This window comes from Kitasatospora sp. NPDC088346 (genome assembly GCF_044740765.1).
GTDB lineage: Bacteria > Actinomycetota > Actinomycetes > Streptomycetales > Streptomycetaceae > Kitasatospora.
In genome coordinates this window covers 16,295-33,624 of the sequence record NZ_JBIURH010000035.1, presented here as the reverse complement: position 1 = coordinate 33,624, position 17,330 = coordinate 16,295, and the positions used below count along the sequence as shown (strand labels likewise).

Annotated in this window: 18 protein-coding genes and 1 tRNA gene; 16 read left to right on the top strand and 3 right to left on the bottom strand. The window is 72.5% G+C overall.

Going from position 1 to position 17,330, the window contains the following annotated elements:
* The first annotated feature begins 355 nt into the window (after positions 1–355).
* The 15 genes from ACIOFR_RS31225 to ACIOFR_RS31155 all read left to right on the top strand — a co-directional run bounded on the left by ACIOFR_RS31225 (position 356) and on the right by ACIOFR_RS31155 (position 12,798).
* Positions 356–598 (top strand): hypothetical protein, encoded by a 243-nt coding sequence (locus ACIOFR_RS31225; protein ID WP_401002596.1) that lies wholly within the window; start codon positions 356–358, stop codon positions 596–598.
* Positions 598–936 (top strand): WhiB family transcriptional regulator, encoded by a 339-nt coding sequence (locus ACIOFR_RS31220; protein ID WP_401002595.1) that lies wholly within the window; start codon positions 598–600, stop codon positions 934–936. The genes ACIOFR_RS31225 and ACIOFR_RS31220 overlap by 1 nt, the downstream gene beginning before the upstream one ends.
* Entirely contained in the window at positions 936–1,109 is a 174-nt protein-coding gene (locus ACIOFR_RS31215) for a hypothetical protein (protein WP_401002594.1), read from the top strand. Before ACIOFR_RS31220 ends, ACIOFR_RS31215 begins: the two co-directional genes overlap by 1 nt.
* Entirely contained in the window at positions 1,106–2,032 is a 927-nt protein-coding gene (locus ACIOFR_RS31210) for a hypothetical protein (protein WP_401002593.1), read from the top strand. The genes ACIOFR_RS31215 and ACIOFR_RS31210 overlap by 4 nt, the downstream gene beginning before the upstream one ends.
* Entirely contained in the window at positions 2,029–2,400 is a 372-nt protein-coding gene (locus ACIOFR_RS31205) for an RRQRL motif-containing zinc-binding protein (protein ID WP_401002592.1), read from the top strand. Before ACIOFR_RS31210 ends, ACIOFR_RS31205 begins: the two co-directional genes overlap by 4 nt.
* Before the next feature lie 46 nt (positions 2,401–2,446).
* The gene (locus ACIOFR_RS31200; protein ID WP_401002591.1) at positions 2,447–2,698 is read left to right on the top strand and encodes a hypothetical protein; all 252 of its coding nucleotides are present in this window, start codon (positions 2,447–2,449) and stop codon (positions 2,696–2,698) included.
* Between the two features lie 93 nt (positions 2,699–2,791).
* Entirely contained in the window at positions 2,792–4,522 is a 1,731-nt protein-coding gene (locus ACIOFR_RS31195; RefSeq protein ID WP_401002590.1) for a hypothetical protein, read from the top strand.
* 117 nt (positions 4,523–4,639) lie between these two features.
* Positions 4,640–6,748 carry a hypothetical protein gene (locus ACIOFR_RS31190; protein WP_401002589.1) on the top strand — a complete coding sequence of 703 codons (2,109 nt, stop codon included), beginning with the start codon at positions 4,640–4,642 and terminating at the stop codon, positions 6,746–6,748.
* A gap of 243 nt (positions 6,749–6,991) precedes the next feature.
* Positions 6,992–7,180, top strand: a complete 189-nt coding sequence (locus ACIOFR_RS31185) for a hypothetical protein (RefSeq protein WP_401002588.1) — start codon at positions 6,992–6,994, stop codon at positions 7,178–7,180.
* Positions 7,181–7,197: 17 nt separating this feature from the next.
* Positions 7,198–7,611 carry a hypothetical protein gene (locus tag ACIOFR_RS31180; RefSeq protein ID WP_401002587.1) on the top strand — a complete coding sequence of 138 codons (414 nt, stop codon included), beginning with the start codon at positions 7,198–7,200 and terminating at the stop codon, positions 7,609–7,611.
* Between the two features lie 122 nt (positions 7,612–7,733).
* Entirely contained in the window at positions 7,734–8,318 is a 585-nt protein-coding gene (locus ACIOFR_RS31175) for a hypothetical protein (RefSeq protein WP_401002586.1), read from the top strand.
* Positions 8,315–9,280, top strand: a complete 966-nt coding sequence (locus tag ACIOFR_RS31170) for a bifunctional DNA primase/polymerase (protein WP_401002585.1) — start codon at positions 8,315–8,317, stop codon at positions 9,278–9,280. The genes ACIOFR_RS31175 and ACIOFR_RS31170 overlap by 4 nt, the downstream gene beginning before the upstream one ends.
* A 223-nt stretch (positions 9,281–9,503) precedes the next feature.
* The gene (locus tag ACIOFR_RS31165; protein WP_401002584.1) at positions 9,504–10,766 is read left to right on the top strand and encodes a DUF3631 domain-containing protein; all 1,263 of its coding nucleotides are present in this window, start codon (positions 9,504–9,506) and stop codon (positions 10,764–10,766) included.
* A gap of 93 nt (positions 10,767–10,859) precedes the next feature.
* Complete coding sequence (locus tag ACIOFR_RS31160; RefSeq protein ID WP_401002583.1) at positions 10,860–11,210, top strand: helix-turn-helix domain-containing protein; 351 nt, start codon at positions 10,860–10,862, stop codon at positions 11,208–11,210.
* A 58-nt stretch (positions 11,211–11,268) separates the two neighbouring features.
* A complete protein-coding gene (locus ACIOFR_RS31155) occupies positions 11,269–12,798 on the top strand; it encodes a tyrosine-type recombinase/integrase (RefSeq protein ID WP_401002582.1) in 1,530 nt (509 codons plus the stop codon).
* Between the two features lie 118 nt (positions 12,799–12,916).
* On the opposite strand, the gene ACIOFR_RS31150 is transcribed toward ACIOFR_RS31155, so the two are convergent.
* Positions 12,917–12,990 (bottom strand) — tRNA-Pro (locus ACIOFR_RS31150).
* A gap of 100 nt (positions 12,991–13,090) precedes the next feature.
* On the bottom strand, positions 13,091–14,032 hold the full coding sequence (locus ACIOFR_RS31145; protein WP_401002581.1) for a metallophosphoesterase: 942 nt from the start codon (positions 14,030–14,032) through the stop codon (positions 13,091–13,093).
* A 189-nt stretch (positions 14,033–14,221) separates the two neighbouring features.
* On the opposite strand from ACIOFR_RS31145, the gene ACIOFR_RS31140 reads away from it, so the two are divergent.
* A complete protein-coding gene (locus ACIOFR_RS31140) occupies positions 14,222–14,677 on the top strand; it encodes a GatB/YqeY domain-containing protein (RefSeq protein ID WP_401002580.1) in 456 nt (151 codons plus the stop codon).
* 173 nt (positions 14,678–14,850) lie between these two features.
* Here ACIOFR_RS31140 and ACIOFR_RS31135 read toward each other — a convergent pair whose 3' ends face one another.
* On the bottom strand, positions 14,851–17,115 hold the full coding sequence (locus tag ACIOFR_RS31135) for a transglycosylase domain-containing protein (protein ID WP_401002579.1): 2,265 nt from the start codon (positions 17,113–17,115) through the stop codon (positions 14,851–14,853).
* Positions 17,116–17,330: the final 215 nt, after the last annotated feature.

The window sequence follows — 17,330 nt, the reverse complement described above, 5'->3', positions numbered from 1 at the left end:
GGCTTCGGCCCTGACTGGCGAGGTGGCCCGGTGACCGCGATCAACGGCCGGAGAGTGGGGGCGTGGCCCCCCTTGCAGTGTGAATCCCTTGATCGCTCGAACCGAAGGAGGTCCCGATGAACCTGGTCATCCGCGAGTCCCATAGGTCGCCTCACCGTGCCGGTAGCCGGTGAGGCTTCCCGACCAGCGATCACGGCTCCCGACGTGCACCGCCTTGGGCGGCGGTACGCCGGGTTCCGCGGCCGCTCGTCAACCGACTTGTGGCCTGAGCCCGTTGAGTGGACCGCCGCGCATTCCTTGGCCGGGCGCGCGGCGGCCCTCACGGGCCCACTTACCCCTTGGAAGAGGTAGACCCGTGCGACTGATTGTTGCAGGCCAGGAGGCCGCTACGGCCTCCGAGTTCGCCGAATTGGCCCTCGGCATCGACGTGGAGTTGTTCGGCGGCCCTGCCGACGAGACGGACACCGACAAGGTGGTCCGCCTTGCGGTGGCCAGGGACGTGCTCCGTGACCTGGCCCCCGAGCCTGCCCGCTACGCCCGCGCCCTGCTCAACACCGCAGAGCGCCGCCGGGCCCAGACGTGGAAGGCGGCCGCGTGATGACCCGCTACGTGCGCCGCGGACTGCGCGGCACCAACCGCCCGCACCTGACCGCCAGCCCCGCAGGGGACGCGGTCTTCACCCCGCCCGAGGCGGCCGGCAGCCTTCCGGGCGCCGCCTGCACCGGCGCCGACCCGGACCTGTTCTTCCCCGACGACGACGCCGACAACTACGGTTTCTGCGTCCTGCGGGCCAAGGACATCTGCTCCGGCTGCCCGGTCCGCGACATGTGCCTGGCCCTGGCGATGGAGCGCGGCGAGAAGCACGGCATCTTCGGTGGCCTCACCCCGTATCAGCGTCACCTGCTGAAGGACCGGCAGCGGAAGCAGGTGGCCTGATGACCACCGCCGCGACCGTGACACCGCTGTCGCAGGCCGATGAGGCCTTGCGCCGGGTCCGCGAGCAGGCTGCCCGGCTGGCGGAGCGGGTCGAGCGGCACACCGCGGACCTCGACGCCCGCCACCGCGCCGAGCGCGCCACCACCCCGATGCCTACCGGGGGTGCCCGGTGAGCCGCGACAAGCACGGTCCCGACCCGGCAGGCACTGAGGTCCCGACCGAGCAGCAGGTCCGGCGGACCGGCCGGGTGATCACCACGTTCACGTGGGTGCTGACCGGCGCGGTCGTCACGGTGAGCATGTTCACCGCCGCCCCGTTCATCGACGCCCACTCCCAGGGCTGGGGGTCCGGCCCAGTCATGTCGGTCGCCGCGGACGGCTGCTTCATCCTCAGCCTGCAAGCCGACAGCACCCTGGCCCGCTACGACGCCGACGGCGGCGCCTGGCCCCGGCTCTTCCGGTGGGTCACCGGCCTGGCCACGGTCTGGCTCAACATCGGGGACGCCGCCCTCGCCAAAGACACCGTCGGCGTCGCCATCCACCTCATCCCCCCGCTCCTCCTGCTCCTGGTCGCCGAGGCCGGACCCGCCTACCGCCGGGCCCTCGCCTCCCTCACCCACCGCACGCCCGGCAGGGCTGCGGAGGACAAGGTGGCACCGCTGTGGGCGAGGCCCGTACCCGGTCCCGCCGGGGTGTACCCGGCGCCCGTACCCGCCGTACCCGAGCCGTACCCGGCCCCCGCGCCGGCGCCGGTCGAGCCCGCCGTCGAGGTGGTGCCGGAGCTGCTGTTCATGCCGCTCCCGGCCCGCCCCGCACCCGTCCCGGCGCCGGACCGTACCCGTCCGAGCGACGCCGACGGGTACGTACCCGAGGACGACGGATACACCGGATACACCGGCCCTGACCAGCAGGAAGAGGCCGCGGCGGCGGACGAGCTGACCCCGGCCGCGGCGGCCCGGTTCGCGGATGTACTCGCTGAGGGGAACCTGCCGTCGGTGCGTACCCTGCGCGCCGAGTACGGCATCGGCCAGCCCCGCGCCCAGCGGGTACGCGACGCGCTCCGCCCGCTGGTCGGCGCCGCGGCGGTGTCCGCGTGAAGCGCCGGATTGAGGCCCCGGCCGCGACCGGGCCGGGGTGTATCCCGACGTTCCGGTGGCGGCAGGCCCCCGACGGGTACGCCACCCGCAGGCAGCTCCGCAAGCGCGGCTTGCGGCCGGGCGGGCAGCCAGTCGCCGCGCAGATGTGCTGGCGGTCCCGCTTCGGCGGCACCGCCACCGCGTTCCTCTACCGCCTCGACCTCGCCGCGCCGGTCCGCCCGATGACCCCCGCCAAGCGGGGGGCACTCGCTGCGGCGAACCTGGCCCGGCGTTGGTGCCCGGAGTGCCAGCGCGACGCCGGCTACGTCCTGCCGCAGCGCTACGGCACCTGCGTGCCGTGCGCGGACCGTCTCGGGCTCGCTGCCTGAAGAACGGCGCCACCTCACCCAACCCCACGTGATTCCAGGAGGAATCGTGTCCAAGCACGTCCCGATGAACCCCGAGACCGGTCTGCCGGTCGGCACCGTCGCCCTGTTCCTGGGGGTGTTCAAGGCCCGGGTCGCGCTCTTCGAGCCCCAGCCCGGCGCGATGGCCTGGCACTGCCTGGGCTGCGGCCAGGTCAGCCAGAACCACGTGTTCACCGCGGCCGCCCGCACCGAGGCCAACGACCACGCCGCCCGGTGCCGCTCGATCGAGCTCAAGCCCCAGCTCACGGCCGCGGTCTGACCCTTCCTCGCCCCGGGACGGCCGTTCGTGCCGGCAAGCTGTCCGGCCGTCCCGGGCTCCGAACCCCTCATCGAAGAGACCGGAGTAGCCATCATGGCCGACGCCCCGACCCTGGTCGAGGTCACCACACAACCCCCACCCCCCGTCCCGCCCATGCCCGCCGCGCCGCCCACCGCGGGCAACCCCCCGGTGGCCCCGGTGCCGGGGCTGCCGCTCGCCGCCGCGGCCGCCAACGCCGTCGGCGCCGTCACCACCGGAGCCCTCAGTCTCGGCGGGCCGCTCTCGCTCGCAGCCGCCACGGTCGCTGCTGGCGTGATCGCGGTCGGCACCCTCGCCCATCGCACCCGCGCCGCCCACCGCACCGGCGCGCTGGGCACCACGCGCAGCACCGCCGGCACCCTCGGGGCCGGCGGGAACCGTGGCTCCGCGCTCCGGACGTCCGCCGGGGCCGGACACGTCCCCGGCGCCCGCCGGTCGTCGGGCGCCGCTGGTGGTGGGCTGCCGTGGTCCGGGCAGGCCCGGCCGAGCGCGTCCGGGCTGCGGGCCGCCGCCCGCACCGCCCAGCACCGCACCACCACCCCCGCAGGGACCACGCCCCGCCCGCACGGCGCGGCCGGCAGCCCGGCCGCCGGAACCGCCCCCGGGGCTTCCCCCCGGGGCTCGGCTGGCATGCCGAGCGTCGGCCTCGGCCGCCCCCGAACCACCGCCGCCGGGGCCGCCCGCACTGCCGGCTCGTCGGGCCGATCCGGGGCCGGGCACCGCGGCGGCTCCAACCGGGGCACTGGTGCTGGTGGTTGGCGCGAGCCGGGGTGGGCTGCCCGGTCGGTGGCGAAGGGCGCACAGGGCAACGCGCCGGGCCTGCGCGGCGGTTCGGGCGGCCGGTGGCCGGAGGCATCCGCCGGCCGGGCAGCGAAGATCGCCGACCGCACCGAGAAGCGCCTGATCAAGGGCCGTGAGCGCGCGATGCGCAAGGCCGGCCTCGACCCCGCCACCGGCCTCACCACCCCCACCACCACGACCAAGACCAGGGCGAAGGGAGGGAAGTCGTCCGTGCCAGTGGTGTCGACGCCCGAGCAGCGGAAGGCCTTGAAGCGCTCCGCATGGCGCTACCGGGCGAGGATGACCGGCGCCGTCCTCGGCACCGGCCTGGTCGGGCTGGGTTCGGTGCTGGCGTTCAACTGGCGGCACCGCGGCATGGTCGCCTCCCACATGCGCCGCACCTGGTGGCGGCTGGCGGGCAATGCCCGCTCGGCCCGTGAGGCCAGGGACGCGGCGATCGCCGGAACTGACCTGACCGGTGTCGGTGAGGTGCCGGTGCCCGCCGAGACCGTGAACGACCCTGCCCGCAAGGCCAAACCCACCGCCACCTCGGCTCTTAAGAGGCGTGCGGTGCAGGCCCCGACCGTCTGGACACCGACCCGCGTCATCTTCGGCTGGCGCCCCGAGGAGGCAACCATGCCCGACTCCCAGTCCACCGTTCCCGCGTTCTCCCTCTCCTCCGCCGCCGACGTCATGCTGCAGGCCGCCTCCACGTTCGACCCCGAGCACATGACGGAGTTCGAGCAACTCGTCAACGACCTGCCCGGCGCGTTCCTCACCATCCAGGACGTGCTGCGGGTCCTCGCGGAGCTGTCCGCCGAACGCCTGCCGGTGGACCCGGCGGTGGTCGAGGAGATCGGCGAGGGCTACCGCGCCATGGGCAAGGTCGTCGCCGCCCTCGAAGAGGTCCCCGTCATCTACCGCCGCGTGCATGAGGCCGACATCGAGCGAATCGAGAACCCCCGCAACGGCGTCGACGGCGAACGCCGCTGGAACGTCCAGTAACCCCGCCGACCCGCCGCACCTCCGGCTCGACCCCGCACCGTCGCTCGTCCCGGGCCGCCCACCACACGGTGGTGGGCGGCCCGTTCCCTCCCCCTTCGTGAGCAGGAGAGAAGCACGATGACCAACCCCAAGCACCCCGCCTCCGGGGTGCGGATCGACTGGAAGGCCGGACACGGGATCCTGTCCGGCACCGTCAACGGCACCTGCGGCGCCCTCACCACCGCGTCCCTGGGTCACGTCACCGGCATGCCCGCCGGTTGGGCCCTCGCGGCCGGTGCGGCGGGGGCGGTCGGGACGCTCGCCGCCGGGATGCGCCGCCGCCTCACCGGCGCCACCCTCACCTTCCGCGGGGCGTGCTGGCTCACCGCCGGCGGCTGGTCGTCCTGGGCGATCGCCCACGGCGGCCCGTGGACCTGGCCCCACCTCGGTTCCCTCGCCGCCGCCGGTATCGCGGTCGGGACGCTGGCACGGGGGTTCGCCGCGCACGAGGAGATCGAGCAGGAGTCCCGCCGGCACCTGCTGCTGATCGGTGCCCGCCGGCAGATGGGCGCCGAGTGGACCGCCCGCATCAAGCGTGTCTGCGGCGTCGACGTGGTCGTGCTGGGGATCGAGCACTGGCCGTCCGGCGCCGGCTACACCGTTGAGGTCGAGCTGCCCGAGGGCGGCACCACCCGCCGGACCATCACCGACCGCGCTGAGGGCCTGGGCACCGACCTCGACCTGCCGGAGGGCTGCGGCCTGGCCACCATGCCCGGCATCTCCCGCCGGCGGGTCCTCATCATGGTCACCACGAAGAACCTGGCCGGGACCGAGCTGCCGTTCCCGGTCGAGGACCTGCACGAGACGACCACGGTCAACAACCCGGTCCCGATCGCTTTGCTGTCGACCGGGGAGCGCGCGGAGCTGGACCTGCGGCAGGCGTCCACGGTCGTCACCGGCCCCACCGGCTCCGGCAAGACCAACTGGCTGCACACCCTGATCGCCCTGCTCGACCAGACCAACGACACCCTGGTCTGGGTGATCGACCTGAACGCCGGGTCGATCGGCCTTCCGTGGCTGAACGCGTGGCGCGACGCCCAGACCGGCCGGGCGGGTTCGCGGTGGGCGGGGGCGGACATCCCCACCCCAGGGGTGGACTGGGTCGCCTCCACCCCGGCGGAGGCCAAGCGGATGCTGGCGGCGGCGGTGCGGATCGCCAAGCGCCGCAAGACCGCCTACCAGGACGCCATGCGCGACGCCAACGACGACAAGCTGCCCGTCAGCCCGGACGTCCCCGAGATCGTCATCATCATGGACGAGGGCGCCGAGGTCGCCGCCACCCGCGAAGCACGCGCCGTCCTCGCCGGGATCTCGGAAGTCATCCGGATCGCCCGCGCCATGGCGATCCGCGCCGTGATCTCGGTGCTGCGGGTCACCCAGGACGTCATGCCCGACCCGCTGGTCCGCAAGATGGCCTCCAACCGGGTCGCGACCGGTGCGCTGGAGGACTCCGAGCTCGGGCACCTCTTCGGCTGGCGGGCCCTGCGCGCCGAAGACTCGTTCTCGGGGCCGGGGTCGCTGCTGGTCGGCACCGAGGGCAAGCAGCCCGCCAAAGCGAGGCAGTGGCGGATCACCCCCGGGCAGATCGAGGACATCGCCGCCCTCACCTCCCACCGCCGTCCCGCCCTCGACGCCCCCTCACTCGACGCCGCCGGCACCGACTACGCCGAGCGCTGGTCGTTCGAGCGGTGCGGGCACCTCTGGGACTCCGCCCCCGTCCCGCCCGGCCGGCAGCCCGGAGCGGGCGGCCCGGCGGAGCAGGGGCTGAACACCGGGCCGCCGCCGGGCGGGTGGAAGGCCACCGCCGGATGGGACCGCCCCACCGACGGACCGGCCGACGAGCTGGAGAGCCTCTGGCTGCTGCCCCCGGCCGACAAGGACAGCACCGCCACCGCAACCGACTGGTCCGACCCCACCACCTGGTCCAGCGGCCGCGAACAGGACACCCCGGAACAGCCCGGCGCCCGCGAAGCCGCCCTCATCCTGCTGCTCAAGGCGGGGCCGGAAGGCACCGGGGCGACCGCGATGGAGCGGGTCCTGAAGCCCGAGTTCGGCACCACCCGGCAGACCATCAACGGCTGGCTCAAGGAGTGGGCCGAGACGGGCGAAGCGGTCCGGGTCGGCGAGAGCAACAAGGCCCGCTACGTCCACCTCACGCACGCCCCCAAGCCCCCTACCGAGGGCTGAAACAGGCCTGCTGTCGCCCGCACTGTCGCACTGTCACCCCGGGGTGGGTCCGAGCTGTCACAGCCCCGCAGAACCCCCTCCGACCTGGCAGGCGACAGTCGTCACGACAGTCGGGACGACAGCACCACGACAGTACGGACGACAGCTCCGGCGCAGTCCGCACGACAGCACCCGGCCCCGCCCCACGACCCTCCCGGGCGGGGCCCCGCCACACCCACACACCGCCTCACGGAAGGCACGTCCGTGATCGTCTCCGTCTCCCTGGCCGTCCTGCTCGCCGTCGTCAGCGTCCTGCTGATCCGCGGCCGGCGGGTGTCCCTGCCGACCGCCGCCGCGCTGTGGCTGTCCGGCTTCACCCTCGCCTCGACCGGTGTCGCCGGACCCGTCAACGCCGCCATACAGGCCGCCGTCGGACTCATCTCCCACCACTGAACGAGGAGAGCACCGCCATGAACCAGCACCAGCAGCACACCCCGGCGGTGCTCTACACCGCCGACGGCCAGCCCTACTACCTCCCCGGCCCGACCACCGCCGCGCCGCTCATCCCGTACCAGCCCGCACCGCACCCGCACCTGACACACCAGCAAGCTCCGGCCGTCGGGCAGCTCCACAGCCCGATGCCGGTCCTCAACACCACGCCCGAGCGTGACCCGTGGCCCGTTCGGTTGCTCGCCGGTGGCGTCGGCACCGGCGCGGCCGGCCTCGGCGTCGGCTACATGCTGCAAGCCGTCGCCCAGGCCGCCACCGGCCTCGGCCTGCTCGCCGCCGTCCTTGCCCTCGCTTGGCTGCTCAAGAACAACAGCGGTTCGGGTGGGCGGGGCGCGGTCAACGTGCACGTCAGCATGACCAACCGCAACCACTGAACCCCCGGGCCACCGGCCCCGGACAGCACAAAACCCCGCAGCAGCCGGACGACCTTGCCGGGTGATGACCGGCTGCTGCGGGGCGATCCGCTCCCGCTTTCACGAGACCGAAGGACACCAGCATGCCCGAGTTCGGCCCCCGCACGCTCGCCTACGTGGACGACGCGTACGACAAGTCCCGCGCCTCCGACGGCCACTCCCGCTACGGCGCCTACCTCGCCCAGCACGCCCACCTGCTCCACGACGACGACCAGCCCCTCACCCCGGTGGCGTTCGCGTCCGTCGCGTGGATGGTCGCCACCAGCCCGATCATGTACCCCGGCTACGTCCGCATCCGCCCCGACCTCACCGACCTGACCACGACGGTCTCGGACGACTACCGGCTCGCCCTGCGGATCACGGTTCCGCTCCGCCACCACGCCCTCACCCGCCGGCCCGCCCGGGTCCTGGACTGGCAAGCCGAGCACGACCCGTGGGCGGACCGGCGGTGGCTGGCCCTGGAGGCGCCCGAGCAGACCGACCGGCCCGCGCTGCTGACCACCGCCACCCTGCTGATCCCGGTGGCCACCGAGCGGCTGACCACCCCGACCACCGCCGCCCCGGGCCGGGCGATGACCCGCGACGCCAAGCAGGCCATGCGGGTGCTGGTCGAGATCGTCAACGCGCACGCCCACCTGGTCAACGAGCTGACCGGCGGTGCCCGATGACCCAGACCATCACCGGCCAGGCCATGAGCATCACCGACCTGCTGGCATCTGCGCTGGGCGCCACCGGCCGCGGCTGGTACGTCTTCCCGCTCGCCCCGAACAGCAAGTACCCGGCCCTGCACGCCGAGGACGACTGCCCCCGCACCGGGCCCTGCACCAACGGGCACAACGGATGGCAGCAGCGCGCTACCACCGACCCCGACATCCTGCGGCGCGCGTGGGCGCACGGCCCGTACGGGATCGGCGTGGCCACCGGCCCCTCCCGCCTGGTCGTGATCGACCTCGACACCGCCAAGCACCCCGGCGACCTGCCCCCCGAGCAGTGGGCCGGGCGAGGCATCACCGACGGGTACGACGTGTTCGCCGCGCTGTGCGAGGACCACGGGCAGCCCGGCGACTACGACACCTACACCGTGCGGACCGGCCGCGGCGGCCGGCACCTGTACTTCACCGCCCCGCCCGGCCTGCCCTTGCGCAACACCACGGGCGATCGCGGCAACGGCCTCGGGTGGAAGGTCGACACCCGCGCCGACGGCGGGTACGTCGTCGCCGCTGGCAGCACCGTCAACGGCCGTCCCTACACCATCGTCCGCGACGTGCCGCCCATGCCGCTGCCCGGCTGGCTGGCCGTCCTACTCACCCCGAAGGCCCCGCCGGTCGCCCGGCTCGACACCGCGGAGATCCGGGCGCGGATCGGCCGTCTCACCGCCTACACACAGGCCGCCGTCCGCGGCGAGGCACAGAAGGTCGAGGCGGCCGGGGAGGGCGTGCGCAACCACACCCTGTTCGCGTCCGCCGCCGCCCTCGGCCGCCTGGTCGCCGCGGGCACCCTCCCCGAAGGGGACGCCACCGACGCCCTTCTGGCCGCCGGTCAGAAGGCGGGTCTCGGGGAGGCGGAGTGCCGCCGCACCATCGCCAAGGGCCTGACCCGCGGAGGCAACCACGCTGGGCGGGCCGCATGAGCAACCACCACCCCTCGTCCCTCCCGGAGAAGCGCTTCTCCGACAGGGACCGGCCCCGGCGGGAGGCCGAGTGACCGCCCCGACCCTCCGCACCACCGAACCCCACCCCGCCGCCGGCGCTCGGTACCCGGCGGCCTAGCTCAGCCAGGGGCGGCCGCCGCTCTCGCCAAAGATGACCGGCCGCCCCGAACCCGAGTCCCTCACGGAACCAGGAGACCCCAGCATGACCGATCCCACCCCGCTCGCCAACGACACCCCGCCCGAGGACGGCGCCGCCCTGCTGGACGCCGTCGAGGCCCACCACCGCCGCTTCAACGTGTTCCCCAGCGAAGCCGCCTACGTCGCCGTCGTCCTGTGGGACGCCCACGCGCACCTGATGGACTCCTTCGAGGCCACCCCGCGCCTGGCGTTCCTCTCCCCGGAGCCCGCCAGCGGCAAGACCCGCGCGCTTGAGATCGTGGAGACCCTGGTCCCGAGGCCGCTGGTCACCGTGGACATCAGCCAGTCCGCGCTGTTCCGCTCCGTCTCCGACGGGGACGCCCGCCCGACGGTGCTGTTCGACGAGATCGACACCGTCTTCGGCGCCGCCGCCGGCGGCAACGAGGAACTGCGCGGCCTCATCAACGCCGGCTACCGCCGCACCGGCGGCGTCATTCGCGCTGTCCGGGACGGCGACAACCACGTCGTGCGGAAGTTCCCCGTCTACGCCGCCCTCGCCATGGGCGGACTCGGCGACCTGCCCGACACCATCATGAGCCGGTCCGTCATCGTCCGGATGCGCCGCCGCGCACCCAACGAGACGGTCGAGCCGTTCCGGCAGCGGATCAACGAGCCCGAGGGGCACGCGCTGCGCGACCGGCTCGCCGCCTGGGCCGACACCGTCCGCGAACGGATCGAGGGCGCCTGGCCCGAGCTGCCCGACGGCGTCACCGACCGGCCCGCCGACGTCTGGGAACCCCTGCTCGCCGTCGCCGACGCCGCCGGCGGCCACTGGCCCACCAGGGCCCGCGCCGCCTGCCTCGAACTCGTCCACGCCGCCAAGGCCAACGACAAGGGCTCCGTCGGCATCCGCCTGCTCGCCGACCTGCGCGACGTCTTCAACGGCGCCGAACGGCTCACCAGCGCCACCATCATCGAACGCCTCACCAGCATGGACGACGCCCCCTGGGCCGACCTCGACAGCCGCCCCCTCAACACCCGCAGCCTCTCCAAGATGCTTGGCGACTACGTCACCGCCGCCAACGACCCCATCCGCCCCCGCAACATCAAGATCGGAACCGCCGTCGCCAAGGGCTACTACGCCGCCGACCTGACCGACGCCTGGGCCCGCTACTGCCAGCCCGTTCCCGAAACGTCCGCTACCACCGCTACTCCCGCTACCGCGCAGGTCAGGGCCCTGTTTCCGGTAGCGGAACCGGTAGCGGTAGCGGATAGCCCGCCGCCCGCCACCTCCACCGCGTCCACCGAGCTCATCACCGTCGGCTGACCCACTAATCCGCTACCGCTACCGCATCCGCTACCGCCACACCCCCTCCCACCTGCCCGGTAGCGGAGTAGCGGCGGTAGCGGACCTCCAGAGATGAGAGGGCAGAACTTGCCAACGAGCCGTGACCGGCCGCCGGCTCTCTTCCGGCCGGCCGACGTAGCCAGGGTGCTCGGAAAGTCCGAGTGGTGGGTCAAGGAGCAGGCTCGCCGCGGTCGCATCCCGTTCACGAAGCCTGGTCGGGCCTACCGATTCACCTCCGAGCACATCGCCGAGATCGTCCGCCTGTACGAGTGGCGCCCCGAACCGGCCGTCGCTCGACCGCCCGTGCGTGCGGCACCTGCTCCGGCTGCCAAGGCGTCGCTCCCGGCCCCGTCGGTCCGCCTCCGGGCTCGGCTGCCGCGCCGGGTGGCCGCCAACCTCGACCAGCAGCAGAACGCCGCGTGACACCTGCCCCGCCCTGGTGCCCACATCAGGGCGGGGCTGACCCCGAGGGGGATACACCGTGGGATACGCCGAGAACCGCGGCGACTACTGGCGCGGCCGTTACAAGATCGGGCCCGGCAAGTACGGGACCGTCTCCGACGCGAGCGGCAAGACCATCCGCTTCAAGACCAAGCGCGCTGCCGAGAAGGCCGCCGCTGTGGCCGAAGACACCGAACGGAAGACTCAGGAAGCCGCTGCCCAGCGCCCGGCCGAACCGGTGGCCGAGCGGATGACGTTCGGCGAGTACGCGAGTGCCTGGTACGAGCGGCAGGACCTTGCCGCCTCGACCATGCAGAACTACCGGCGCCACATTGAGGAGCACTTGCTCCCCGAGTTCGAGGACGCTTTGACGGACGAGATCAGCAAGGGCGAGATCGACGCTTGGGAGCGCAAGGAGCGTGGCCGGGGATACAAGCCCAGCAGCATCAAGACGTGGCGGGGCACGCTGCACCTGATCCTCGAAGACGCTGTGGAGGAAGGGCTGCGCGACTCCAACCCCGCGACCCGCCGCCGGGGCCGTGGCAAGCGCGCCGGGCGCTCACGCAACCGGGGGCCGGAGAAGGTGGTCACCTCAGCGCTCGGCATCCTGCTGATTGCCGAGCGGACCGCGCTGCTGTCGGGGCGGGAGGACGAGTTCGCCGCCGTCCTGCTCAAGGGCTATACGGGCCTGCGATGGGGCGAGATCGTCGGGCTGGAGCGTGAGTTCGTCCGGCCGGCGGCCGTCCGGGTGGAGTGGCAGCTGTACGAGCTGGACACGGGCGAACTGCACCGGTGCCCGCCCAAGGACGACTCCTATCGGACGGTCGACACCCCACCCTTCCTCTCCGCGCTGTTGACAGGGCAGGCGGGCCGGGCCAGTGACAAGCCGTGTGACTGCCACGGCCTGCGGTACCTCTTCAGCGGGCACGGTGCGGCGAACGGCGCTGCCCGGCGGCCGGGCGCCAAGCTGGTGGACGTCGCCCGGTTCGCGGGGGTCTCCACCGGCACCGTCTCCAACGTCCTGAACCGGCCCCATGCCGTCGCCCCTGATACCCGTGACCGGGTCGAGAAGGCGATCACCGAGCTCGGCTACATCCGGTACTGGCCGACCGGGGAGAACGCGGCACACTGGCGGCGCAGCGGCTTCGCCACCTGGCTGTTCCAGCCGGCGGCGACGGGCCGATACCCGAAGCGCGGGAGCAAGGAGGAGCACCCGGTGCCACTGCTGGCCGACCCATGGCCAGGGATCCCGGCCCGCGGACGTGGCGCCTCCGGGCGCACGGAGGCATCCTGGCTGCCGATCGCCCGCGGCCTGACACCGCACGGCCTGCGGCACACGCACAAGACGATGATGGACGAGTTCGGCACCCCACCGAAGCTCAAGGACGAGCGGATGGGCCACGAGGACGGATCCGTCCAGGCCCGCTACTCGCACGTCACCGCCGAGATGCGCCGCACCCTGATGGACGACCTCACCCGGGTGTGGGCGGAATCCCTCGCGGTGCGTCGGGAGATGTCGCCGGGCTCGCCGGTGAGCACGCTCGATACCTTGCTGAGGGCGGGTCAGTAGACCTCAGCGGAGAGCCTCCGGGACGGGGTTTCTCCCAGGATTCTCCCGAGAGGCCCCGGAAAGCCAGTCAGGGCCGGTCTCCCTTGCGGGAGACCGGCCCTGAGCTGGTCTTACTGGGTCGGGGTGGCGGGATTTGAACCCACGGCCTCTTCGTCCCGAACGAAGCGCGCTACCAAGCTGCGCCACACCCCGGTCCTGCTGTTGTTGCTTCCGTCTCCGGCGCAACGAGTAGAACTCTACCGGACGTGCGCCGAGAGACGAAATCCGATTCCCCGGAGGGCTCCGTCGCAGGTCAGCGCCGGGGGGTCAGGGTGAGCAGGGTGGCCTCCGGCGGGCAGGCGAAGCGGACCGGGGTGTAGCGGTTGGTGCCGCAGCCGGCCGAGACGTGCAGGTACGAGCGGTGGCCGCCGGCGCGGTGGGCGGACAGGCCCTTCACCCGGTCGGTGTCCAGGTCGCAGTTGGTGACCAGGGCGCCGTAGAAGGGGATGCAGAGCTGTCCGCCGTGGGTGTGTCCGGCCAGTATCAGCGGGTACCGGTCGGCGGTGAAGGCGTCCAGCACCCGCAGGTACGGGGCGTGCACCACGGCCAGCGAGAGGTCGGCGTCGGGGGAGGGCCCGCCGGCCACCTCCTCGTACCGGTCGTGCCGGATGTGCGGGTCGTCCAGGCCGGTGAACTCGACGTCGAGGCCTGCCAGGGTCAGCCGGCCGCGGGCGTTGTTGAGGTTCAGCCAGCCGGCCGCGTCGAAGCCGTCGCGCAGCTTCTGCCACGGGTTGTGGACGGCTCCGGTGATGCCCCGTCGACTGGTGCCGTCCGGGTTGTTGAGGCCGTGGATGCCGCTGCGCAGGGCGCTGAGGTAGCGGGTCGGGCTCTTGCGGGCCGGCCCGTAGTAGTCGTTGGAGCCGAAGACGTAGACGCCCGGGAAGTCCATCAGCGGGCCGAGCGCGTCGAGGGTGGCGGGTACGCCGAGCGGGTCGGAGAGGTTGTCGCCGGTGTTCACCACCAGGTCGGGCCGGAGCCCGGCCAGGCTCTGCAGCCAGCGCTGCTTCTTGCCCTGTCCGGCGACCATGTGGATGTCGGAGAGCTGGAGCACCCGGAGGGGCCGGGCGCCGCGCGGCAGGATCGGGACCTCCACCCGGCGCAGCCGGAACGAGCGGACCTCGTACCCGGCGGCGTAGGCGAGGCAGGCGGCGCCGGTGGCGGCGATTCCGAGCGGGACGGAGTACAGCGGTCGCATCGGTCCATGCTCTCAGACGGGAGATCAGGGTCCGAACGCGCAGGTGGTCGCGGAGGACGTGGATGAGCTGCCGTGACACCCCCGGCGAGTGCCCGGCCGCCGGGGTTCGGCCCGTGGGCGGGCCCCGCGACGTCCGGGGCAGGCCTTAATCAGGGGCGTCGGTGCCGGTCAGGTGCGAGACTCGTCGGCATGACGACGCTTAAGCAGCAGCTGCAGGAGGACCTGACGGCTGCGATCAGGGCCCGGGACGAGCTGCGCTCCTCCACCATTCGGCTGACACTGTCGGCCGTCACCTCGGAGGAGGTGGCCGGCAAGACGAAGCGGGACCTCTCCGACAGCGAGGTGCTCCAGCTGGTGGTCCGGGAGGCCAAGAAGCGCCGGGAGGCGGCGGAGGCCTTCGAGCAGGCCGGCCGGACCGAGTCGGCGGCCCGGGAGCGCGCCGAGGGCGAGGTGCTGGCGCACTACCTGCCGCAGCAGCTCTCGGACGAGGAGCTGACCGCGATCGTGGCCGAGGCGGTGGCCGCTGCCGGTGCCACCGGCCCGCAGGCGATGGGCGCGGTGATGAAGCTGGTGCGCCCCAAGGTCGGTGACCGGGCCGAGGGCGGCCGGGTGGCCGCCGCGGTGAAGGCCGCGCTGGCGGGCTGACCCGGCTGCGCCGCTCCGAGCCGGCGGGGGCCGGTGCCGGGGTCGGTGGGGGCCGGTGCCGGGGCCCGGACGGCCCGCCGGTGTGTGCCGGACACGCCCGAGGGCGGTCCCCGTGGGTCGGGGACCGCCCTCGGGCGTCGGTCGTCCTGCGGGCGCGGAGCGCCTCGCCGGGGTCAGTGGTGCCGGCCTCCGCCGTTGCCACCGTTCCCGCCGTTGGCGCCGCCGATGCCTCCGTCGGTGCCGATCGGCGGGAAGGTGAAGCCGCCGTTGATCAGACCGCCGCCGTTGTTGCCCCCGTTGTTGTTGCCGCCGTTGGCGGCGTCCCCGGACGGCGGGGTGGCGCCGTCGGTGGGGGTCGGGGTCACCGGCACCGGGATGTTGACCGTGTGGAAGTTCGACCTCGGCGTGCCGTCCAGCGCGTCGTTCATCGCCATCTGCCAGATCGGGCCGGGGCCGTCGGCGCCGTAGACCGCGCTGAACGGGTGGCCGCCGATCTTGATGTTCTTCATCGAGACGTTGCCGGTGGGGCCGCCGAGCCAGACCGAGGTGGACAGCTCCGGGGTGAAGCCGGTGAACCAGGCGGCGTACCGGTTGTCGGTGGTACCGGTCTTGCCGGCGATCGGGCGGCCGCCGTCGAGGCCGAGCGAGGAGCCGGTGCCCTTCTCGGTCACGCCCAGCAGCAGGGTGGTGACGCCGTCCGCGGTGGACTGGGACATCGCCTGGGTGCAGTTGGGCTTCGGCACCTCGAGCTTCTTGCCGTCGGCGGCGACCATCGAGCTGATCGCGACGGGGCTGCAGTACAGGCCGCGGGCGGCGAAGGTCGCGTAGACGTTGGCCATGGTCAGCGGGCTGACCTCCTGGGTGCCGAGCACCATGGAGGGGACCTGCTCCATCGGCTTGCCGTTGGCCTTGTTCTTGATGCCGAGCTTGTCCGCCATCTGCTTCATCGGGCAGAGGCCGACCTGCTGCTCCATCTGCACGAAGTAGGTGTTGACCGACTTCGCCATCGCGTCCTTGAGCGAGAACGGCCCGATCTCGGTGGGCGACTCGTTCTCCACGGTGGCCGCGTTGCGGGTGCTGTTCTTCCAGGTGCCCTCGCAGGTGCTCATGGACGGGTAGTCCATGTCGTGCGGGGAGGGGAACTCCTGGGTGATCGGGACGCCCGACTCCAGGGCGGCCGCGGCCAGGATCGGCTTGAAGGTCGAGCCGGGGGAGAAGCCGTTGCCGCCGCCCATCGCGGCGTCCACGTTGAGGTTGAGCACGGTCTGGTTCTGCTTGCCGTCCAGGCCGTACGGCCGGGTCTGCGCCATCGCCAGGATCTCGCCGGTGCCGGGCTTGACCATGGTGGCCGCGGCCGAGACCGAGTCGGTCGCGTAGACCTTCTTGGTCACCGCGTTGTAGGCGGCGGCCTGCTTGTCCGGGTCGATGGTGGTGTTGATCTTCAGGCCGCCCTGGCTCCACAGCTTCTGCCGGTCGGTGGCGGTCTTGCCGAACACCGGGTCCTGCTTGACCACGCGGCGCACGTAGTCGCAGAAGAAGCCCATTCCGGCCTGCGCGGTGATGCAGCCGTTCAGCGGCTCGCGGTACTTGATCCCGAGCGCGGACTCGGTGGCGGCCTTGGCCTCCTCCGGCGAGATGTGCTTGTACTCCAGCAGCTTGGCGATGACCGTGTTGCGCCTGGTCTGCGCGGCCTGCGGGTGCAGGATCGGGTCGTAGGCCGTGGGGTTCTGCACCAGCCCGGCCAGCATCGCGGCCTCGGGGATGGTCAGGTCCTTGGCGCTCTTGCTGAAGTAGCGGTTGGCGGCGGCCTCGATGCCGTACGCCTGGTGGCCGTAGAAGGTGATGTTGAGGTAGTTGGTGAGGATCTGATCCTTGCTCAGGTCCTCCTCCAGCTTGATGGCGTACTTCAGCTCCTGGATCTTGCGGCCCAGGCTCTTCTTGGTCGCCTCGAGGAACGCCTGCTGGTCGTCGCCGGCCTGCTCGACGAAGACGTTCTTCACGTACTGCTGGGTCAGCGTGGACGCGCCCTGGGTGGCGGAGCCGGCCTCGGCGTTCTTGGTGATCGCCCGCAGCACGCCCTTGAGGTCGACGGCGCCGTGCTCGTAGAACCGGCTGTCCTCGATGTCCACCTGGGCCTTGCGCATGATCGGCGCCATCTGCTCGGCGGTCAGGATCGTGCGGTCCCGGTCGTAGACCTTGGCGATCAGGCCGCCCTTGGCGTCGTAGATCGTCGACGCCTGGGAGAGGGTGGGCGTCTTGAAGTCGGCGGGGATGTTGTCGAAGCTGTCCGCCGTGTCCTTGGCCGTGAGTCCGAGCGCGCCGACGGCGGGCAGGGCCATGCCGGCGACCAGGACGCCGGCGAGCACGCTGCCGCCCAGGAACTTGACTCCGAGGCTCGCCTTGTCGAGCGCTGATCCCGAGGTTCGCTGAGGTGCCATGGGAGAACACTACGTGCCGGATTCCCCACCATGGGGGCAGGTGTTCGCCTAGGCTTGTCACAAGACTGCGACAGCTTCGCTCTGTTCATCATCACCACTCTTGTGAGTGATGAGCTTTGCCCGATTTAGCGCCTTTTGCGCCCAATGATGCCCGGGTATCCGTCCATTTCTCGTAGCGCAGCGTGACGATAGTTGTCTCGGGAGTGTCGGCAAGG